This is a genomic window from Streptomyces sp. NPDC007863, from assembly GCF_040633895.1.
Taxonomy (GTDB): domain Bacteria; phylum Actinomycetota; class Actinomycetes; order Streptomycetales; family Streptomycetaceae; genus Streptomyces.
In genome coordinates, this window is record NZ_JBEYEI010000008.1 from 1 (window position 1) to 19,676 (window position 19,676).

At 71.3% G+C, this 19,676-nt stretch carries 18 protein-coding genes and 2 tRNA genes; 3 read left to right on the plus strand and 17 right to left on the minus strand.

The window, feature by feature from the left end:
* Window positions 1–110: 110 nt before the first annotated feature.
* The 8 genes from ABZ621_RS14345 to ABZ621_RS14380 form a co-directional block, all read right to left on the minus strand.
* A complete protein-coding gene (locus ABZ621_RS14345; protein WP_360604172.1) occupies window positions 111–1,568 on the minus strand; it encodes a solute carrier family 23 protein in 1,458 nt (485 codons plus the stop codon).
* Window positions 1,569–1,659: 91 nt separating this feature from the next.
* Window positions 1,660–2,895 (minus strand): ATP-grasp domain-containing protein, encoded by a 1,236-nt coding sequence (locus ABZ621_RS14350; RefSeq protein WP_360604174.1) that lies wholly within the window; start codon window positions 2,893–2,895, stop codon window positions 1,660–1,662.
* Between the two features lie 4 nt (window positions 2,896–2,899).
* On the minus strand, window positions 2,900–3,949 hold the full coding sequence (locus ABZ621_RS14355; protein WP_360604176.1) for a 2OG-Fe(II) oxygenase family protein: 1,050 nt from the start codon (window positions 3,947–3,949) through the stop codon (window positions 2,900–2,902).
* A 15-nt stretch (window positions 3,950–3,964) separates the two neighbouring features.
* Window positions 3,965–4,525, minus strand: a complete 561-nt coding sequence (locus ABZ621_RS14360) for a TIGR00730 family Rossman fold protein (RefSeq protein ID WP_360604178.1) — start codon at window positions 4,523–4,525, stop codon at window positions 3,965–3,967.
* 27 nt (window positions 4,526–4,552) lie between these two features.
* A complete protein-coding gene (gene thyX, locus ABZ621_RS14365) occupies window positions 4,553–5,317 on the minus strand; it encodes an FAD-dependent thymidylate synthase (protein WP_360604180.1) in 765 nt (254 codons plus the stop codon).
* Between the two features lie 74 nt (window positions 5,318–5,391).
* A complete protein-coding gene (locus ABZ621_RS14370) occupies window positions 5,392–5,580 on the minus strand; it encodes a hypothetical protein (RefSeq protein WP_360604182.1) in 189 nt (62 codons plus the stop codon).
* 236 nt (window positions 5,581–5,816) lie between these two features.
* Window positions 5,817–6,146, minus strand: coding sequence for a hypothetical protein (locus ABZ621_RS14375; protein ID WP_360604184.1), 330 nt, complete (start codon window positions 6,144–6,146; stop codon window positions 5,817–5,819).
* 188 nt (window positions 6,147–6,334) lie between these two features.
* A tRNA-Ala gene (locus ABZ621_RS14380) sits at window positions 6,335–6,407 on the minus strand.
* Window positions 6,408–6,534: 127 nt separating this feature from the next.
* Between ABZ621_RS14380 and ABZ621_RS14385 the strand changes: the two genes are divergently transcribed.
* Both ABZ621_RS14385 and ABZ621_RS14390 read left to right on the plus strand, forming a co-directional pair.
* Window positions 6,535–7,086, plus strand: coding sequence for a DNA-binding protein (locus tag ABZ621_RS14385; protein ID WP_360604186.1), 552 nt, complete (start codon window positions 6,535–6,537; stop codon window positions 7,084–7,086).
* Window positions 7,087–7,132: 46 nt separating this feature from the next.
* Window positions 7,133–8,452 carry a serine/threonine-protein kinase gene (locus tag ABZ621_RS14390; RefSeq protein WP_360604188.1) on the plus strand — a complete coding sequence of 440 codons (1,320 nt, stop codon included), beginning with the start codon at window positions 7,133–7,135 and terminating at the stop codon, window positions 8,450–8,452.
* Window position 8,453: 1 nt separating this feature from the next.
* Here the strand turns inward: ABZ621_RS14390 and ABZ621_RS14395 are convergent, their stop codons facing one another.
* A complete protein-coding gene (locus tag ABZ621_RS14395; RefSeq protein ID WP_360604190.1) occupies window positions 8,454–9,794 on the minus strand; it encodes a hypothetical protein in 1,341 nt (446 codons plus the stop codon).
* 342 nt (window positions 9,795–10,136) lie between these two features.
* The gene (locus tag ABZ621_RS14400) at window positions 10,137–10,271 is read right to left on the minus strand and encodes a DLW-39 family protein (RefSeq protein ID WP_208809277.1); all 135 of its coding nucleotides are present in this window, start codon (window positions 10,269–10,271) and stop codon (window positions 10,137–10,139) included.
* Between the two features lie 293 nt (window positions 10,272–10,564).
* On the opposite strand from ABZ621_RS14400, the gene ABZ621_RS14405 reads away from it, so the two are divergent.
* Complete coding sequence (locus ABZ621_RS14405; protein ID WP_360604192.1) at window positions 10,565–10,996, plus strand: hypothetical protein; 432 nt, start codon at window positions 10,565–10,567, stop codon at window positions 10,994–10,996.
* Between the two features lie 102 nt (window positions 10,997–11,098).
* Here ABZ621_RS14405 and ABZ621_RS14410 read toward each other — a convergent pair.
* The 7 genes from ABZ621_RS14410 to gnd all read right to left on the minus strand — a co-directional run bounded on the left by ABZ621_RS14410 (window position 11,099) and on the right by gnd (window position 19,628).
* A tRNA-Ile gene (locus tag ABZ621_RS14410) sits at window positions 11,099–11,175 on the minus strand.
* Window positions 11,176–11,275: 100 nt separating this feature from the next.
* Complete coding sequence (locus ABZ621_RS14415) at window positions 11,276–11,842, minus strand: DUF3566 domain-containing protein (RefSeq protein ID WP_360604194.1); 567 nt, start codon at window positions 11,840–11,842, stop codon at window positions 11,276–11,278.
* Between the two features lie 105 nt (window positions 11,843–11,947).
* The gene (gene gyrA, locus ABZ621_RS14420) at window positions 11,948–14,560 is read right to left on the minus strand and encodes a DNA gyrase subunit A (protein WP_360604196.1); all 2,613 of its coding nucleotides are present in this window, start codon (window positions 14,558–14,560) and stop codon (window positions 11,948–11,950) included.
* Window positions 14,561–14,601: 41 nt separating this feature from the next.
* A complete protein-coding gene (gyrB, locus tag ABZ621_RS14425; protein ID WP_360604198.1) occupies window positions 14,602–16,632 on the minus strand; it encodes a DNA topoisomerase (ATP-hydrolyzing) subunit B in 2,031 nt (676 codons plus the stop codon).
* Window positions 16,633–17,011: 379 nt separating this feature from the next.
* Complete coding sequence (locus ABZ621_RS14430; protein WP_360604200.1) at window positions 17,012–17,575, minus strand: DciA family protein; 564 nt, start codon at window positions 17,573–17,575, stop codon at window positions 17,012–17,014.
* Complete coding sequence (gene recF / locus ABZ621_RS14435; RefSeq protein ID WP_360604202.1) at window positions 17,572–18,693, minus strand: DNA replication/repair protein RecF; 1,122 nt, start codon at window positions 18,691–18,693, stop codon at window positions 17,572–17,574. The genes ABZ621_RS14430 and recF overlap by 4 nt, the downstream gene beginning before the upstream one ends.
* 59 nt (window positions 18,694–18,752) lie before the next feature.
* Window positions 18,753–19,628: a phosphogluconate dehydrogenase (NAD(+)-dependent, decarboxylating) gene (gnd, locus tag ABZ621_RS14440; protein WP_360604204.1), complete on the minus strand. Its 876-nt coding sequence runs from the start codon at window positions 19,626–19,628 to the stop codon at window positions 18,753–18,755.
* Window positions 19,629–19,676: the final 48 nt, after the last annotated feature.

The window sequence follows — 19,676 nt, forward strand, 5'->3', positions numbered from 1 at the left end:
GACCGCCGGGGAGGCCTCCGATGAGGCGGAACCGCGCCCGCGCCGGCGGCCTCGGTCCGCTGATCACTTCACGCCCCGCCCGTGGTGGTGGTGGGGGTGGGGGGGGACACCTACATCACGGCGGCCTTCGTGGCGGCGGGCTGCGTGGCGGCCTGCGTGGCGGCGGCCTGCGGCACGGCGTCCGTCTCCGTGGCCGGCGCGGCGTCCTTCGTCCCGGCCGTCCGGCCAGGGCCGCGGACCAGGGCCAGGGCGTGGTAGCCGATCAGAGTGACCAGGGTGCCGAGCGCGATGCCGCTGACGGAGAAGGTATCGGTGACCTGGAGGGTGACCCCGCCGATGCCGAGCACCGAGCCGGCCGCGATCGGAACCAGGTTGACCGGGTCCGAGAAGTCCACGCCCGCCCTGATCCAGATCTTGGCGCCGAGCAGGCCGATCATCCCGTAGAGCACCACCGTGATGCCGCCGAGCACCGCGCCCGGGGTGGCGGCGACCAGCGCGCCGAACTTCGGGCACAGGCCGAAGACCAGGGCCGCCGCGGCCGCCATCCAGTACGCGGCGGTCGAGTAGACGCGGGTCGCGGCCATCACGCCGATGTTCTCCGCGTACGTGGTCGTCGGCGCGCCGCCGACCGCCGAGGAGACCACGGTGCCGAGACCGTCGCCGAGGATGCCGCGGCCGAGGACCGGGTCGAGGTCCTTGCCGGTCATCTCGGACACGGCCTTGAAGTGGCCGGTGTTCTCGGCGAGCAGCGCGATGACACCCGGCAGGACGAGCAGGATCGCCGAGGTGCTGAAGCTCGGCGCGTGCATGGTGGGCAGCCCGAACCAGTCGGCGTCGGCGACCGCGTCGAGCTGGACCCGCGCGTGGGTGGTGACCTCGCCGGTGGGGCCGGGCGCGGTGATCTGCCCGAGGGTCTTGTCGAGCACCCAGGAGAGCACGTAGCCGAAGACGAGGCCGGCGAGCACCGCGAGACGGCTCCAGAACCCGCGCAGCAGGACCCCGGCGGCGATCACGACGGCCATCGTGGCGAGCGCCGTCCACTGGTCCTGGGGCCAGTAGATGTCGGCCACCACCGGGGCCAGGTTGAGTCCGATCAGCAGCACCACGGCGCCCGCGACCACCGGCGGGAAGGCCTTGTTCACCAGGCCGGGCCCGGCGAAGTGGACGAGCAGGCCGACCGCGGCGAGGACCAGGCCCGCGACGAGGATGGCGCCGGTCACGGTCGCCGAGCTGCCGCCGGCCGCCCGGATCGCGGCGACCGCGCCGACGAAGGACGCGCTCGTGCCGAGGTAGCTCGGGATCTTGCCCTGCACCACGAGCAGGAACACCACGGTCGCGATGCCCGACATCATGATCGCGAGGTTGGGGTCGAGCCCCATCACGACGGGGAACACGAAGGTCGCACCGAACATCGCGACGACGTGCTGGGCCCCGAGGCCCACCGTGCGCGGCCAGGAGAGCCGCTCGTCCGGCATGACGGCCGCGCCGGGCCGCGGGGCCCGGCCGTCACCGTGCAGCCGCCAGCCAATGCCGAGGATCCGCTGGAGCGGACCCTGCGTTCCCTTCATGGTCGTTCCTCCGGTCGCTGACGCTCGATAGGGATGGGTTCGAGAGAAATGGGATGGGGGTGGGGGGACGCGCTGTGGCGGGAAGGGCGGGTCAGACCCCGACGTGGGCGGTGATCCCCGCCAGGGCCTCGTCGGCCCGTACGTCGGCCCGGTCGGGACCGTCCGCGGTGGCGATCACGTGACCGAGCCGGGTGCGGACTCCGCCCGCCGGACCGTCCTGCCCGCCGCCCACGCGCGCGCCGAGGTCCACGTACGAGCGGGCGGCCGCCACGTACGGGCTGGAGAGCATTCCGCGCAGTCCGTGGAAGACCCCGTGCCGGGCGGTGGTGATGTAGCGGAGGGCGGCGGGCCGGAGCCCGTGGGGGCTGATCTCCGGCCGCTCGCCCAGGACGACCTGGAGGTACACCCTGGCCGCGCTGACCCCGGTCGCGTGCTCGATCAGCTGCGTGACCGGCCCCTCCGGGGCCGCGGTGCCGACGGTGAGCAGCCGCGGCCCGTCCGCCGTCAGCTTGAGCGCCGTGTGCGCGAGCCCGTCGCGCAGGCCGAGCGCGGCCAGGCCGCGCTCCACCACGGACAGGACCGCGAAGGTGGTGGCGTCCGGCAGGCCGGAGGGCAGGGTGTACCCGGCCGCCCGCCGCACCGGGCCGTCCTCGTCGGCGGACCGCAGCATCGCCAGGTGCCCGAACCGGCCGGCCCGTGACACGGACTCGACGCGGTACTCGGTCCCCTCCAGGTACTCCTGGATGAGCGCCACCGGCGCGGGGGTCGTCCCGTGGACCGGGTCCTCGCGCCGTTCGAGGACGCGCCGTACGACCTCCGGGAGGTCCCGCGCGTTCCACACGACGGCCGCGCCCGCCGCGCTGGGGCTCTCGGCGGGCCGCACCACGACCGGGTATCCGAGGCCCGCGGCCCGGCGCCGCGTCTCGGCCGCCCCGGGCACGCGGACGGCCAGCGTGCGCGGGCCCGGCACCCCGTGGGCCAGCAGGATCCGCGCCGTCCGCCGGCGGTCGCGGACGGCGGCCGCCGCGCCCGGGGGATGACCGGGAAGCCCGAGCACGTCGGCCACCGAGGCGGCCAGCGGGGCCAGGGGCTCCCCGTCGGCCGCCACCCCGCCGATGCCCTGCCGGAGGCAGTACTCGGCGAGCCGGCCGACGGCCTGCGCGGGCCGTCGGAAATCGGCCACGACGACACCCGCGTACGCCGACTGCTCGGCCCCGGCGCGGTGTGTCGCGAGGTGGACCGGGACACCCAGCGACCGCGCGGCCGTCAGCAGGCCCTGTGCCGTCGCTCCTCCCGCACCGCCGAGCAGCAGGACAGACCTGCTCATTGCGTCAGTTCCCGTACGCCCGGCTGAACTTGCCGGTGATGTACGCGCCGGAGCGGACGGGCTCGTGGCGGGCGGGGTCGTCCGGGCCCGCGCAGGTGGGGATGCACTCGATGAGCGCGTCGTACGCGGGCTGGTGGAAGAACGGCACCGAGTACCGTTCCTGACCGGCCAGCTCACGCGGCGGGTTGACCACCCGGTGGACCGTGCTCACCCACCGGTTGTTCGTCCAGATCGCCATCAGGTCGCCGATGTTCACGACGAACGAGCCCTCGATGTACGGGACGTCGAGCCACTCGCCCGCCTTGTCGAGGACCTGCAGACCACCGGCGCCCTGGTCCTGGTAGAGGATCGTGAGGCTGCCCCAGTCGCTGTGGACGCCCTTGCGCAGCTGACCGGGGGCCGGCGGCTCGGGCTGCGCCGGGTAGTAGTTCGCGGTCAGGTTGGTCATGTGGTTCGCGATCTTGTCCTCGAACCAGTCCGCGGGCAGGCCGAGGGCGAGGGCGAAGAGCCGCATGATGTCGTCGGCGAGCACCTCCATCGCCGCGTAGTAGCTCCGGTACGCCTCGGCGAATCCGGGCAGCGCGGGCCACTGGTTCGGGGTGGCGAGGGCCTCGTCGGCGTCGGCCGGCAGGGCCCGCCGGCCGTCCGGCTCGCCCAGCCGGTTGACCGTGAAGGTCTCGGAGATGTCCGGAAGGGCGCGCTCCTGCTCGACCTCGGCGTCGGCGTTGGAGGCGGCCAGGCTGCCCTTGCGCCCGAAGCCCCGCATCAGCGGGTCGGCCGGGTCGGCCAGCACGCCGTTCTTGACCTCCGCGGGCAGCGCGAAGAACTCGCGGGTGGCACGGTACATCTCGGCGATGGTGGACTCCGCGACGCCGTGCCCGACGATCACGAGGAAGCCGCTGGTGCGGCACACCTCGTCGATCACCGCGGCGAGCCGGCCGTCCGCCGCCTCGCTCGTCCTCGCCGAGCTCAGGTCGATGACCGGGACGTAGCCGTCCACCACGGTCACTTCGGCAGCCGTGTCGGCCGCGTTCTCCATGTTCAGTACCGACATGGCTTCATCTCTCCCTCAACCCCACCGCGGCGGCGGGGGCTCCCAGTCCCGTACGAGCTCCAGGAAGCCGGCCGCGTCGCCGACGGAGGCGAGGGTCCCGACCTCCTGCTCGCGCAGGAATCCGCTGGACGACATGCGGCAGATCATGCGGTGCATGCGGTCCCAGTAACCTTCGACGTTCAGCAGCGCCATGGGCTTGCCGTGCCGGCCGAGGATCAGCCAGGCCCAGACCTCGAGGATCTCCTCGACGGTGCCCACGCCGCCCGGCAGCGCCACGAAGGCGTCGGCCAGGTCGGCCATCTTCTGCTTGCGCTGGTGCATGGTGTCGACGACGTGCAGTTCGGTCAGGCCCTGATGGGCGACCTCCGCGTCGACGAGGTGCTTGGGGATCACTCCCGTGACCCGGCCGCCGGCCGCGAGGGCGGAGTCGGCGACCACACCCATGAGGCCGGCCGCGCCCCCGCCGTAGACGATGTCGTGTCCTGCCGCGACCAGTTCCTTGGCGAAGAGGGCGGCAGCCTCCTCATAGACGGCCCGGTTTCCCAGGGCCGATCCCGCGTAGACCGTGACGCGCACGGCCACCTCCTCTTTCCCGGTTTCCGGTCAGGGGCTGACGCGCCCGAACTTCTCGAACGCCTCGTGGGTCAGGGGCATGAGCCGGGCGAAGTCCGCCTCCATCTGCTCCGCGACGACCTCGATCTCGCGCTGCGGGTGGGAGACGTACGCGGCGTCCGCGCGATTGGTGCGCAGGCCCAGGAAATGCATGAGGGAGCGGGCGTTGCAGGTGGCGTAGACGGTGGAGAAGGTCGCGACCGGCAGCACCATGCGCGCCAGCTCACGGGAGATGCCCGCGTCGAGCATGCGCTGGTACTCGCGGAAGGCCGACCGGTACGCCTCGCTGGTGGCCTCGCTCATCAGCTCGTAATCCTGCTCGCTGCCCGCCACGTAACGGTAGTGGCCGGGCTTTCCCTCCTGCTTGAGCGCGCGGTCGCGGTCCGGCACGTAAAAGACGTTCTTGAGGTCCTTGTACCGGGCGCTTTCCTCGTTGAACGACCACATTCGGTGCCGCATCATGTGGCGGATCGCGAAGATCGGCGCGTGGACCAGGAAGGTCATGGAATTGTGCTCGAAGGGGCTGCCGTGCCGGCTGCGCATCAAATACCGGATGAGACCGCCGATGTATTCGTCGCCGCGCTCCTCCCGGTGCGCCTCCTCGCCGGCGGTGGAGACCCGGGCCGCCCGTACGACGCCCAGGTCGGACGCGGTGTGGTCGACGAGCTCCACGGAGATCTGGCTGCGGAGCTCGATCTCGGGGCCGAGGAGGGCGGTGGTGGAGGTCTCGGTTTCGAGGGCGGGGCTGATCGTCATGGTGTGTCCTCCGGGTGACGGGACAGGTGTGTGGGGGAAATATCGGCTGGAGCTCGGCTTTCCGGCGGCCTCGCTCAGTCCCAGCCGTGGTCCGCGGGCGTGTCGGTGGTCACCACCACGGGGGTGGACGAGACGACCGGCTCGCCGGCAGCCGCGATCCCGCCCGAGGTGAGGACGGCGAGGCCGGCGGCGGTGGCGATCGCCGCGGTCCGCACGATGCGGCGGGCGGCGGAGGTCTTCGTCGTCAGGGCGGTGATCGACATGCTCAGGGCTCCTGTTCCCGGTGTGTGGGCGGCTCGTCCGCTCACGAGTTCATTCTTGGAAATCGACAGGAGCCGAATAAGGTCAGACTTGTGCAGTGCACAAGTCTGAATCCACTGCGGGAACATGCAGCAGACGGCATTCCGCTTGCACATCTGCACGGCACACATGACAAAGCCCCGTGCCCGCCGTTGACATGAAGTCGACGGCGGGCACGGGGCCGGGCGGAGCGGCGCTCCTATCGGTCAATTCCGCAGAACACCCTCCCGCTTCCGAGCGGAATACCGGATTCTGCGGGGACATTCTCCCGGGGCCCGGTCCGGTCCCGGTCGTGGACCTCCCGGACGGCGGTCGTGGCGGTGACCACCGCGGCCCGCGCCAGGCTGAGCGCCTCGCGCGCCGAGTCGAGGTCGCGCTCGGGCAGCCGTACGACGACGTCGGTGGCGCACTCGATGAGGTGCAGCGCCGCCCGGGCCAGCCGGTCATCACAGGGAAAACCCTGCTGGACCGCCTTGTGGGCGGTCTCCAGCAGCTGAGCGGCGCTCAGCGCGCTCTCCTTCGTGTCCAACTCTCTGACCTCCCTGGGGAAAGGGGCACACTTCTGGCCAGAGAGACTGTGCGCCCGCCCGACGGGCCGCCATAAGGGTCACAGGAGTGCAGCTGCACGGACGTGCACCGTCCCCGAATCGAGGGGACGAACGCACCAAAAATGCCCCCTGAAACTGCGTTTCCGCAGGTCAGAGGGCATTTCACGGGTGGAGCCTAGGGGAGTCGAACCCCTGACATCTGCCATGCAAAGACAGCGCTCTACCAACTGAGCTAAGGCCCCGGAACGAGGACAGCGTACCGGTTCTCCCCCGGTGCCGGGCAAAAGGTGGGGACTCCCGGTGAACGACCACGCTCCGTAAGATGCTGACCGGGGTTCGCAGTGGCGAACCAAGGGATGGGGAGAAGTGATGGACGCAGCGCAGCAGGAAGCCACGGCAAGAGCCAGAGAGCTTCAGCGCAGTTGGTACGGAGAGCCGCTGGGGGCGCTCTTCCGTCGGCTGATCGACGATCTCGGGCTCAACCAGGCCCGTCTGGCCGCCGTGCTCGGGCTCTCCGCGCCCATGCTGTCCCAGCTGATGAGCGGCCAGCGGGCCAAGATCGGCAACCCGGCCGTGGTCCAGCGCGTCCAGGCCCTCCAGGAGCTCGCCGTGCAGGTCGCCGACGGCAGCGTCAGCGCCGCCGAGGCCACCGACCGCATGGACGAGATCAAGAAGTCCCAGGGCGGCTCGGTCCTGACCGCCGCCAGCGGCCAGTCGGCCAACGGCTCGGGCGCCCCCACCGTGCGCCGCGTGGTCCGCGAGATCCAGTCGCTGTTGCGCTCCGTGGCCGCGGCCGGGGACATCATCGACGCCGCCGACTCCCTCGCCCCGGCCCACCCGGAGCTGGCAGAGTTCCTCCGGGTGTACGGAGCCGGGCGCACCGCGGACGCGGTCGCCCACTACGAGTCGCACCAGAACTGACACGGCACACGCACGACGGACGACGGACGGGGAGCGGCGCAGCGCGATGGGTGAGGTCTTCGCCGGCAGGTACGAGCTGATCGACCCGATCGGGCGGGGCGGGGCCGGCGCGGTCTGGCGCGCCTGGGACCACCGCCGCCGCCGCTACGTGGCGGCCAAGGTGCTCCAGCAGAGCGACGCGCACACCCTGCTGCGCTTCGTCCGCGAGCAGGCGCTGCGGATCGACCATCCGCACGTCCTCGCCCCGGCCAGCTGGGCCGCCGACGACGACAAGGTCCTCTTCACGATGGACCTGCTCGCCGGCGGTTCGCTCGCCCACGTCATCGGCGACTACGGCCCGCTGCCGCCCCGCTTCGTCTGCACCCTCCTCGACCAGCTGCTCTCGGGCCTGGCGACGGTGCACGCGGAGGGCGTCGTCCACCGGGACATCAAGCCGGCCAACATCCTGATGGAGGTCACCGGCACGGGCCGCCCGCACCTGCGCCTGTCGGACTTCGGGATCTCGATGCGCAAGGGCGAACCCCGGCTCACCGAGACCAACTACGTGGTGGGCACGCCCGGTTACTTCGCGCCCGAGCAACTCCTCGGCGCCGAGCCCGACTTCACCGCGGACCTGTACGCGGTCGGGCTCGTCGGGCTCTATCTGCTGCACGGCACCCGGCCGGACTCGCAGGCGCTCGTGGAGCACTTCCTGGCGCATGGCACCCCGCCGGCCCCGCAGAGCGTGCCGGAGCCGCTGTGGCAGGTCCTGGCCGGGCTGCTGCAGCCCGATCCGCAGGCCCGCTTCCGGACGGCCACGGGCGCGCGGAAGGCGCTGAGCGCCGCCGTGGAGATGCTGCCCGAGCCGGCGGCCGGCGAGGAGCCGGTGGAGATCCTCGACCAGCTCGGCCCGCTGCCGGCCGGCTTCGGGCCCGAGGGCCCGGTGGCCCGCCCGGTGCGGGACGCCGCGCCGCCGGTGCGGGACGCCGCGCCGCCGGTGCGGGACGCCGCGCAGGCCCCGCCGGTCCCGGCCGCCGCCCCCGGCGCCGTACCGCCCGCGCCGGCCCCGCAGGCGTATCCGCAGGCGTCCCCGCAGCCTGCCCCGGGGACGTACCCGCAGCCGTATCCGCAGCCCCACCAGCCGGTGCCCGCGGCCTCCGAGACGGGCAGCTTCCACCTGCCCCCGCCGGCGCCCCACCCCGCCCCGCTCACCGCGACGAACCCGTACACCGCCGCCCCGCCCGCCCAGGCGCCCACGCAGGCACAGGCACAGGCGCAGGCGGTCCCCGGGCGCCGTCCGGGACCGCCCCCGAAGGTGGCGGTCCCGGTGCTGCTGCTCGCGCTGGTGTCGCTGGCGGTCGGTTTCTGGGCCCTGACCCAGGTGTAGGTCAGCGGGCCGCCCTGCGGGCCAGCAGCGTCCAGGCGCCGAGGCCGACGAGCAGGACGGTGCCGAGGCCGAGGCCGCCCGCCGCGACGACGGCCATCGTCGAGTCGCCGGCGGCCTCCGCGCCCGTCGCGCCGCTCGCCGCGGCCTCCCGGTCGTCGGTGGTCACCTGGAAGATGCCCGGGTCCCCGGCGTAGCCGGGCCCGCTCTGCTTCGTCCCGGTCACGTCGACCCGCAGGATCAGCGGCAGCGGCTGGTCACCGTACTCCTCGGCGATCTCCGGGTTGAGGGTGGCGGTGACGTAGTACCAGCCGGCGAACCGCATGCCGCTCGTGCCGGTGTCGTACGCGGAGCGGTTCTTGTGGTCGACCGGCCGCTGCGGGTCGAGGGCGGTCCTGGCCGGGTCGCCGCTGTAGCTCACCGTCTGGAGGTCGACGAAGCCGCGCGCCGGGTTGGCGAGCCCGAGCGCGAGCGCGTTGCCGACCGACTCGTCGCCCGCGTCGCTGCTGCCCAGCTCGGCGGTGGTGAAGAGCTGCTGGCCCCAGTCGACCGGCACCCGCCAGTAGAGGGTCTGGCCGGGCCTGATGTCCGCCCGCCACTCGCCCTTGTCCAGGGAGACGGCGTCGTGGAAGCCGTTCCCGCCCTGCCGCTTCTTCTGCTCGGCGGCGAGCGGCGCGGGCGTCCCGGACGGCCAGGACTCGGGCAGCTTGTCCGGCCCGTTCTTCGTCAGCAGCGGCTCGGTGACGTGCTGGAGCTCCAGCTCCCAGTCGTCCGGGGTGGAGGCGGCGTCCGACTCCCGCTCGACGACCGCGTAGTACGTGCCGGCCTCCTGGCAGCCGGAGACGTCCGGGTGGACGATCCGGCGCGCGTAGGCGGCCAGCGGCCGCACGTACTCCCCTGACGCGAAGTTGACGTCCTGGTAGCCGCACTCGATGCCGGAGCCGTCCTGGACGGAGATCCGGAAGCCGTCGCCGTACGCGGCCGTCCCGCCCGGCTTGGGCACGGCGACCGCGGAGACGTAGGTGTTCTTCGACGTGTCCAGGTCGAGCCGGTAGTAGAGCTTGCCGTCCTTCTTCAGGGTGTCCCGGTAGGTCCCGCCCGGCGCCAGCGGCTTGGCGTCGGCGCTGGAGGCGGCGCCGGCGATCCGCTGCGCCGAGGGGTCGAAGGAGTACGCGGGCAGGGGGGCCGCCTCGGCCGCCCCGGCTGGCAGCGCGGTGACCGCGCCGGCCGCGGCCGCGGCCGTCAGGAGCGCCGCGGCCTTCCGCGTCCGGGCCGCGGTCCTCCCCCGACGCCCGGACCCGCGCCCGGCCCCGTTCCCGCTCGTGGCCCCCGCCTGCGTGCTCACGCGCTTCTCCTCGTCGTGTCCGTCACCGCGCCCTGCCCCGTCGGCCGCCAGGGCCGTCGTGCCGGACCATCCTGCCCCGCCGGCGGCTCCGGTGTCCGCACCGGGGCCGGATTCACCCCGCCTCACGGCCTCCTCGGGGGTCGGCACGCGCGCGTGGTGCTCGGGCCCGGTCCGTACGCGAGCACATGACTTTGCCACTGCAAGTTTGTGATTTGCTTACGTGAATTCAAGGCTTCGTGGCACGGCCCCGGCACGGCGGGCAGGGCGGCGGGGCCGGCAGACGCGAAGATCCCGACCGCGCGAGGCGCGGCCGGGATCTTCGGACTTCAGAGGGGGTGGGTCTCAGACACCGGAACCGGACGGGACCGAGTCGGTCGCCTCCGTCCACAGGTCCTGCTCGGCGCGATCCGCCTGGATCTGGCGGTACACGAGGAGCCCGCCGATGGCGGCCAGTGCGACCAGGAGCAGCTTCTTCACCGCGCGACCTCGTCTTTCGTTGACGTAGGAGACTTCTGACGCCCACTCTACACATCGACCGATACCAATCGGTGACCTGTACGAGCGCCAAACCTCACACGCCGAGATCGACCCGGACCGACGAACCGCCGCGGCGCCGGGCGCCCCCGCGGCCCGGCCCCGGGGGCCAGGACGGCGGAAGCACCGCTACGGCCCGCGCCGCCTGGGGTCGCGGTGCCGGGGGATGGCGGTGATCCTGTCAGGGGAGCGCGGTCGGCGTCGCACGGACCGCGCGGAACAGGAAGGTGACGGCCATGGCGGCGATGCCGAACGGGACACGTCAAGGACACCGGGGGCCGGACAGCGGCGACAGGCTCAGCGGCCCGACCGTGTTCGCCGGGGCCGTGATGCTGCTCAGCGGGCCGCTGAGCATCCTCATGGGGGCCGCCGGCATCGCACGGGACAACATCTTCGTCGCGTCCCGGTACGTCTATCGCTTCGACCTGACCGCCTGGGGCTGGATCCACATCGTGGTCGGGCTGGTGCTCGTCGTCGCCGGCATGGGAGTGGTGAGCAACCAGAGCTGGGGGCGCGCAGCGGGCGTGGCGGCGGCGGGCATCAGCCTGATCACCCAGTTCATGTTCATTCCGTACTACCCGGCATGGGCGATCACCGTGATGGTGCTCGACCTCGCGATCATCTTCGCGCTGACGAGGTTCCACCTCGGAACCGACGGCGGCCACTGACCCGGGACCCGCCGCGCGGACGCACCGACCCGGGACCCGCCCGGCCGGCGCAGGCCCTCTACGCCGAAGACCCCCGACCGTTATGGTCGGGGGTCTTCGAACTGGTGGGGCTAACAGGATTTGAACCTGTGGCCTCATCCTTATCAGGGATGCGCTCTAACCAACTGAGCTATAGCCCCGCCGCGCTTCACGGTTTGTTTCCCGCCGCGCTGACTCCTGAACATTAGCGCACGTGGGGGCCAGTCCCAAAATCGGTTCGTGGCCCGGCCCCCTCGCGCCCTACTCGTCCTCGGCCAGCGTCAGCTCGACGCCGCCGACGAAGCCGGCGGACAGGTTGTAGATGAACGCGCCGAGGGTCGCCAGGGCCGTCATCAGGACCACGTCGATCACCGCGATCACCGAGGTGAACATCAGGACCCGCGGCAGCGAGAGGAAGGACTGCAGGTCGAAGCCGTTGGACTCGTTCGAGCCCGTCGCCTCGCTGATCGTCCCGCCGACCGTCGAGAAGACGCCCATGGCGTCCATGACCATCCACAGCACCGCCGCCGCGACGACCGTGCAGATGCCCAGCGCGATGGAGAGCAGGAAGCTCACCTTCATCACCGACCACGGGTCGGCCTTCGCCACCCGCAGCCGCGCCTTGCGGGTCCGGGGCGTGGTCCGCGCCCCGGTCCGCGGCCGGCGTACGGCACCCGTGGTGCCGCCGCGCGCCTGACCGCCCTGTGTCGGGGCGCCGTAGGCCTGCGGCGGGTGGTACGGGCCCTGCTCCTGCCCGCCCTGCCGCTCGCCCGGCAGCGGCCCGCTGTAGGCCTCGTAGGGGGGCTGCTGCCCCCGTCCGTCCGTCACCGCACCCCCCTGGGAGTCCGTGGCCGAGCCACGGGCGCCGTACGCGCCGGCACCTGCAGAAGCTCCGGCAGCCGCCGAACCGGCGCCCGTGGCTCCACTCACGCTCTACTCCTCGTGATCCCCGGTCGCAGGCTCCGTGCCCTCGACCGATCCCTCGGCCTCGACTGCCTCGACGGCACCCTCGGCGTCGACGACGTCCTCGCCGTCCTCGTCCTCGCTGCCGGCCTCGGCGTTGCGCGCGATGCCGACGACGGCATCGCGCTTGCCCAGGTTGATCAGCTGGACGCCCATGGTGTCACGGCCGGTCTCCCTGACTTCGTTGACTCGCGTACGAATCACACCGCCGGAGAGCGTGATGGCGAGGATCTCGTCGGTCTCCTCGACCACCAGCGCGCCCACGAGCGAACCACGGTCCTCCACGATCTTGGCGGCCTTGATGCCGAGGCCGCCGCGGCCCTGGACGCGGTACTCGTCGACGGGGGTGCGCTTCGCGTACCCGCCGTCCGTCGCGGTGAAGACGAACGTACCGGGCCGGACGACATTCATCGAGAGCAGTTCGTCGTCCTCGCGGAAACTCATGCCCTTGACGCCCGAAGTGGCGCGTCCCATCGGACGCAGCGCGTCGTCCGTGGCGGTGAAGCGGATCGACTGCGCCTTCTTGGAGATCAGCAGCAGGTCGTCCTGGGCGGAGGCCAGCTCGGCGCCGATCAGCTCGTCGGCGACGCCTTCGGCGCCGTCGCCGCGCTCCCGCAGGTTGATCGCGATGACACCGCCGGAGCGCGGCGAGTCGTAGTCCTTCAGCGCGGTCTTCTTCACCAGGCCGGAACGGGTGGCGAGGACCAGGTACGGCGCGGCCTCGTAGTCGCGGATCGCCAGGATCTGGGCGATCTGCTCGTCCGGCTGGAAGGCCAGCAGGTTGGCCACGTGCTGGCCGCGCGCGTCCCGGCCGGCGTCCGGCAGCTCGTACGCCTTGGCCCGGTAGACCCGGCCCTTGTTCGTGAAGAAGAGCAGCCAGTGGTGGGTGGTGGAGACGAAGAAGTGGTCGACGATGTCGTCCTGCTTCAGCTTCGTCCCGCGCACGCCCTTGCCGCCGCGCTTCTGCGAGCGGTAGTCCTCGGTCTTCGTCCGCTTGACGTAGCCGCCACGCGAGATGGTGACGACGATGTCCTCCTCGGCGATGAGGTCCTCGATGGACATGTCACCGTCGAAGGGCACCAGCTTGGAGCGCCGGTCGTCGCCGAACTTCTCGACGATCGCGGTCAGCTCCTCACTGACGATGCCCCGCTGCTTCTCGGGCGAGGCGAGGATCGCGTTGTACTCGTTGATCTTCGTCTGGAGCTCGTCGTGCTCGGCGACGATCTTCTGGCGCTCCAGGGCGGCGAGCCGGCGGAGCTGCATCTCCAGGATCGCGTTGGCCTGGATCTCGTCGATCTGCAGGAGGGTCATCAGGCCCTCGCGGGCGACCTCGACCGTGTCGCTGCGCCGGATGAGGGCGATGACCTCGTCGATCGCGTCGAGCGCCTTGAGGAGGCCGCGCAGGATGTGGGCGCGCTCCTCGGCCTTGCGCAGCCGGAACTTCGTCCGGCGGACGATGACCTCGATCTGGTGCGTCACCCAGTGGCGGATGAACGCGTCCAGCGAGAGGGTGCGCGGCACGCCGTCGACGAGCGCCAGCATGTTGGCGCCGAAGTTCGTCTGGAGGTCGGTGTGCTTGTACAGGTTGTTGAGGACGACCTTGGCGACGGCGTCCCGCTTGAGCACGATGACCAGGCGCTGGCCGGTCCGGGACGAGGTCTCGTCGCGGACGTCGGCGATGCCGCCGATCTTGCCGTCCTTCACCAGGTCGGCGATCTTCTGCGCGAGGTTGTCCGGGTTGACCTGGTAGGGCAGCTCGGTGACCACCAGGCACTGGCGGTTCTGGATCTCCTCGACCTCGACGACCGCGCGCATCGTGATGGAGCCGCGACCGGTGCGGTACGCCTCCTCGATGCCCTTGCGGCCGACGACGAGCGCGCCGGTGGGGAAGTCGGGGCCCTTGATCCGCTCGATGAGCGCGTCGAGGAGCTCCTCGTGGCCGGCCTCGGGGTGGGCCAGGTACCACAGGGCGCCCTCGGCGACCTCGCGGAGGTTGTGCGGGGGGATGTTGGTCGCCATGCCGACCGCGATGCCGGCGGAACCGTTGACCAGCAGGTTCGGGAAGCGCGCCGGGAGGACCGTCGGCTCCTGGTTGCGGCCGTCGTAGTTGTCCTGGAAGTCGACGGTCTCCTCGTCGATGTCCCGGACCATCTCCATCGACAGCGGCGCCATCTTGCACTCGGTGTAGCGCATGGCGGCGGCCGGGTCGTTGCCCGGGGAGCCGAAGTTGCCGTTGGAGTCGACGAGCGGCATCCGCATCGACCAGGGCTGGGCGAGGCGGACGAGCGCGTCGTAGATCGAGGTGTCGCCGTGCGGGTGGTACGTACCCATGACGTCGCCGACGACGCGGGCGCACTTGTAGAAGCCCTTCTCGGGCCGGTAGCCGCCGTCGTACATCGCGTACAGCACGCGCCGGTGGACGGGCTTGAGGCCGTCCCGGACGTCGGGCAGCGCGCGGGACACGATGACGGACATCGCGTAGTCGAGGTACGAGCGCTGCATCTCGGTCTCGAGCCCGACGGGCTCGATGCGCAGCACCGGCTCTTCTTCTTCGGTGGTCACGGGGGGGTTCTCGTCGGCCATTGCTGGTCGTCAGTCCTTTCGTACGGTCAGCTGAGACCGACTCAGATGTCGAGGAAGCGAACGTCCTTGGCGTTGCGCTGGATGAAGGAGCGCCGCGCCTCGACGTCCTCGCCCATCAGCACCGAGAACAGGTCGTCGGCCTGCGCGGCGTCGTCCAGGGTGACCTGGCCGAGGACGCGGTGCTCGACGTCCATGGTGGTGACGCGCAGCTCCTCGGCGTTCATCTCGCCGAGACCCTTGAAGCGCTGGATCGAGTCGTCCTTGATCCGCTTGCCGTTCCGCTTGCCCAGCTCGACCAGGGCGTCGCGCTCGCGGTCCGAGTACGCGTACTCGAAGTCCTCCCGGCCCCACTTGATCTTGTAGAGCGGCGGGCGGGAGAGGTACACGTGTCCGTGCTCGATCAGCGGCCGCATGAAGCGGAAGAGGAAGGTGAGCAGCAGGGTGTTGATGTGCTGGCCGTCGACGTCGGCGTCCGCCATCAGGATGATCTTGTGATAGCGGAGCTTCTCGATGTCGAAGTCCTCGTGCACACCGGTGCCGAAGGCGGAGATCAGCGCCTGGACCTCGGTGTTCTGGAGGATCTTGTCGACGCGGGCCTTCTCGACGTTCAGGATCTTGCCGCGGATCGGCAGGATGGCCTGGTACATCGGGTTCCGGCCGGACTTGGCGGAGCCGCCGGCGGAGTCACCCTCGACGATGAAGATCTCGCACTTGGTGGGGTCGTTCGACTGGCAGTCGGAGAGCTTGCCCGGGAGGGAGGCCGACTCCAGGAGACCCTTGCGGCGGGTGAGGTCGCGTGCCTTGCGGGCGGCCACGCGCGCGGTGGCGGCGTTGATGCCCTTGCGGACGATGTCCGCGGCCTCGTTCGGGTTGCGGTCGAACCAGTCCGTCAGGTGCTCGTGGACGACCTTCTGGACGAAGGTCTTCGCCTCGGTGTTGCCGAGCTTCGTCTTGGTCTGGCCCTCGAACTGCGGCTCGCCGATCTTGATCGAGATGATCGCGGTCAGACCCTCGCGGATGTCGTCGCCCGTGAGGTTGTCGTCCTTCTCGCGGAGCAGCTTCTTCTCGCGCGCGTACTTGTTGACGAGCGTCGTCAGCGCGGCGCGGAAGCCCTCCTCGTGGGTACCGCCCTCGTGGGTGTGGATCGTGTTCGCGAAGGAGTACACGCCCTCGCTGTACGACGAGTTCCACTGCATCGCGATCTCGGCGGAGAGCAGGCGCTCCTTGTCCTCGGCCTCGATGTCGATGACGGTCGGGTTGATCAGCTCGCCCTTGCGCGAGTTGAGGTACTTCACGAAGTCGACGATGCCGCCCTCGTAGTGGTACGTCACCGTGCGCGCGGCCGGCTCGGCGGCGGCCTCGGCGTCCGGGTCGTCGGCGCCGACCGTGGCCTTGGCGGACTCGCGCTCGTCGGTGAGCGTGATCGTCAGGCCCTTGTTGAGGAAGGCCATCTCCTGGAAGCGGCGGGAGAGCGTCTCGAAGGAGTACTCGACCGTCTCGAAGATGTCCGGGTCGGACCAGAACGTGACCGAGGTGCCGGTCTCGGAGGTCTCCTCGTGCTGCGCGAGGGGCGCGGTGGGAGCACCCATCTTGTAGTCCTGCGTCCAGCGGTGGCCGTCGGTCTTGATCTCGACGGAGACCTTCGTGGACAGGGCGTTCACGACGGAGACGCCGACGCCGTGCAGACCGCCGGAGACGGCGTAGCCGCCACCGCCGAACTTTCCGCCCGCGTGGAGGACCGTCAGCACGACCTCGACGGCCGGCTTGCCCTCGGACTCGACGATGCCGACGGGGATGCCGCGGCCGTTGTCGACGACGCGGACGCCGCCGTCGGCGAGGATCGTCACGTCGATGGTGTCCGCGTGACCGGCCAGCGCTTCGTCGACCGAGTTGTCGACGACCTCTTGCACCATGTGGTGCAGGCCGCGCTCTCCGGTCGAGCCGATGTACATGCCGGGGCGCTTGCGCACCGCATCCAGGCCTTCCAGGACCTGGATGTTGCTGGCGGTGTACTGAGTGTTCTCGTTGGGGTTGCCGGAATCGGCCACGAAGCGCCCTTTCTGGCACAGCACAGGCCGTGCTCCGGGCATAGGGGAGCCGGCTGCGTCGTTCGACAGTTCCGCAGTGTGGCGGGATTGTCTTCCAGTCTACCGGTACCGCCGACACTCATGGGGGTTTGCCGGTACCTGAATGCGCATGTGCCGCCCTCCGCGACCCCGAGACGACTCCCCATATCCGGACAGGGTCTCCAGAGCCCTCTGACGGCCACCTAGCGCTTCGAGCGGTGACGGCCCGTGGCACCCGGCCGTGGGCAGGTGTTCCGCCCCGTCGTGGGCATGCGTTCCGCCGGGGCTGGGGGTCCCCCCGGACGGAGTCCGGGGGCGGGTGGGCACAACGCCCCGCGCACGGCGCCCGACTGCTTGGACCCGCGCTCCGAGGACCGTCCCCGTACTACCCGTACGTATCCCCGGGCCCCACGGAGCCAGGCGCCCGCAACGGCCCGTACCCCCGCCGCGGCCCGCTCCCAGGCCCCAGCACCTTGATCAACCGCACCGTCCCGTGCCCGAGGTCCTCATTGAGCCGAGCGACCAGCGTCGGCGCGAGCAGCCGCAGCTGCGTGGCCCAAGCCGTCGAGTCGCACTGGACGGTCAGCACGCGCGCGTCCGGCTCCTCCTCGTACCGCACCGGTACGCAGTGCTTCGCGAGGTCCTCCCCGACGATCTGCGGCCACCGCCCCATCACGCCGCCGACGGCCGCCGGCGTCTCCCAGCCCCGCTCGGCGAGCAGCCGGTTGATCGCGGCGCCGAGCGCCATCGGGTCGCGCCCGTCGGCACGGGCGCCGGAGCGCAGCCCGCCCCCGCGCCTGGCCTGCTTCTTCTGCTGCGCGGCCGCCCCACGCGCGCGTGCCTGCTCCTTGGCGGCGCGCAGCGCGACCCGGGCCAGGTCCACACCCGAGGGCTCGGGAGCCGCGGACTTGTCCACACCCTGTGGGGAAGTTTCGTCGGCAGCGTTCATACCCGCTCCACCGTCCCTCCGGTCACCGCGTACCGCGTCCCCTTGAGGACGTCCGGCACGTCGTCGTCGACCGCCGCCGTGACCAGGACCTGCTCGCCGTCGGCCACCAGCTCCGCGAGCCGTTCGCGCCGGCGCGCGTCCAGTTCGGCGAAGACGTCGTCGAGGACGAGGACCGGCTCGTTGCCCTCGGAGCGCAGCAGGTCGTACGAGGCGAGGCGCAGCGCCAGCGCGTACGACCAGGACTCGCCGTGGCTCGCGTACCCCTTGGCGGGCAGGTCGCCGAGGCGCAGCAGCAGCTCGTCGCGGTGCGGGCCGACGAGGGTGACCCCGCGCTCGATCTCCTGCTTGCGGGCCTCGGCGAGGGCGGCGATCAGCTGCTCGTACAGCTCTTCGCGGGTCAGTCCGGTGCCGGGCGCGGAGGGCCGGTATTCCAGCAGAATCGGTCCGCCTCCGGGCGCGAGCTGTTCGTACGCCTTGTCCGCGAGCGGCTGGAGGGTGTGGACGAGGTCGAGCCGCTGGGCGAGCAGCTCGGCGCCGGCCCGGGCCAGGTGCTGGTCCCAGACGTCGAGCGTGGAGAGGTCCATGCCGCGGCCGCCGTGCCGGCGGGCCATGGCGGCGGACTTCAGCAGGGTGTTCCGCTGCTTGAGCACGCGCTCGTAGTCGGAGCGCACGCCCGCCATGCGCGGCGCGCGCGCCGTGATCAGCTCGTCGAGGAAGCGCCGGCGCTCCCCGGGGTCGCCCTTGACCAGCGAGAGGTCCTCGGGCGCGAAGAGGACGGTCCGCACGATGCCGAGCACGTCACGGGGCCGGACCTGCGAGGACCTGTTGACGCGGGCGCGGTTGGCGCGGCCGGGGTTGAGTTCGAGCTCGACCAGCTGGGAGCGCTCGCCCTGGGTGACGGCGGCCCGGATGACGGCCCGCTCGGCGCCCATCCGCACCAGCGGGGCGTCCGAGGCGACCCGGTGGCTGCCGAGGGTGGCGAGATAGCCGACGGCCTCGACGAGGTTGGTCTTGCCCTGGCCGTTCGCCCCCACGAACGCGGTGACGCCCGGGTCGAGAGGTACCTCGGCCCGGGCGTACGAGCGGAAGTCGGCCAGCGAGAGATGCGTGACGTGCATGGTGGGCGCCGGCCTTCCCCCGGTCGCTGTGCACCGGGTGGTGCACAGCCTGTGGATTGCTACTTCTTCTCGACCGCGTGGCCGCCGAACTGGTTGCGCAGCGCGGCGATCATCTTCATCTGCGGCGAGTCGTCCTGCCGGGACGCGAACCGCGCGAACAGCGACGCGGTGATCGCCGGCAGCGGTACGGCGTTGTCGATGGCGGCCTCGACGGTCCACCGGCCCTCGCCGGAGTCCGACGCGTAGCCGCGCAGCTGGTCCAGGTGCTCGTCCTCGTCGAGGGCGTTGACCGCGAGGTCGAGCAGCCAGGAACGGATGACCGTGCCCTCCTGCCAGGAGCGGAAGATCTCGCGGACGTTCTCCACCGAGTCGACCTTCTCCAGGAGCTCCCAGCCCTCGGCGTAGGCCTGCATCATGGCGTACTCGATGCCGTTGTGGACCATCTTCGCGAAGTGGCCCGCGCCGACCTTGCCGGCGTGCACGGAGCCGTACTCGCCCGCGGGCTTGAGCGCGTCGAAGATCGGCTGGACCTTGGCGACGTCCTCGTCGGAGCCGCCGTACATCAGGGCGTAGCCGTTCTCCAGGCCCCACACGCCGCCGGAGACACCGCAGTCGACGAAGCCGATGCCCTTGGCGGCGAGCTCCTCGGCGTGCTTCTCGTCGTCGGTCCAGCGGGAGTTCCCGCCGTCCACCACGATGTCGCCGGGGGAGAGCAGCTCCGCCAGCTCGTCGACGGTGGACTGGGTCGCCGCACCCGCGGGCACCATGACCCAGACGACGCGCGGACCCTTGAGCTTGTTCACCAGCTCTTCGAGGCTGGGGACATCGGCGAGGTCCGGGTTGCGGTCGTATCCGATGACGGTGTGGCCTGCGCGGCGGATGCGCTCGCGCATGTTGCCGCCCATCTTGCCGAGACCGACGAGACCGAGCTCCATCAGAGTGTTCCTTAAGCGTCGTGTGCGGTTCCTACCCGGGTCCGAGCC

Coding starts and splice junctions, on each gene's coding strand:
- ABZ621_RS14345 (WP_360604172.1), bottom strand. CDS start 1,568: ATGAAGGGAACGCAGGGTCCGCTCCAGCGGATCCTCGGCATTGGCTGG.
- ABZ621_RS14350 (WP_360604174.1), bottom strand. CDS start 2,895: ATGAGCAGGTCTGTCCTGCTGCTCGGCGGTGCGGGAGGAGCGACGGCA.
- ABZ621_RS14355 (WP_360604176.1), bottom strand. CDS start 3,949: ATGTCGGTACTGAACATGGAGAACGCGGCCGACACGGCTGCCGAAGTG.
- thyX (WP_360604180.1), bottom strand. CDS start 5,317: ATGACGATCAGCCCCGCCCTCGAAACCGAGACCTCCACCACCGCCCTC.
- ABZ621_RS14370 (WP_360604182.1), bottom strand. CDS start 5,580: ATGTCGATCACCGCCCTGACGACGAAGACCTCCGCCGCCCGCCGCATC.
- ABZ621_RS14385 (WP_360604186.1), top strand. CDS start 6,535: ATGGACGCAGCGCAGCAGGAAGCCACGGCAAGAGCCAGAGAGCTTCAG.
- ABZ621_RS14390 (WP_360604188.1), top strand. CDS start 7,133: ATGGGTGAGGTCTTCGCCGGCAGGTACGAGCTGATCGACCCGATCGGG.
- ABZ621_RS14405 (WP_360604192.1), top strand. CDS start 10,565: ATGGCGGCGATGCCGAACGGGACACGTCAAGGACACCGGGGGCCGGAC.
- gyrA (WP_360604196.1), bottom strand. CDS start 14,560: ATGGCCGACGAGAACCCCCCCGTGACCACCGAAGAAGAAGAGCCGGTG.
- ABZ621_RS14430 (WP_360604200.1), bottom strand. CDS start 17,575: ATGAACGCTGCCGACGAAACTTCCCCACAGGGTGTGGACAAGTCCGCG.
- recF (WP_360604202.1), bottom strand. CDS start 18,693: ATGCACGTCACGCATCTCTCGCTGGCCGACTTCCGCTCGTACGCCCGG.
- gnd (WP_360604204.1), bottom strand. CDS start 19,628: ATGGAGCTCGGTCTCGTCGGTCTCGGCAAGATGGGCGGCAACATGCGC.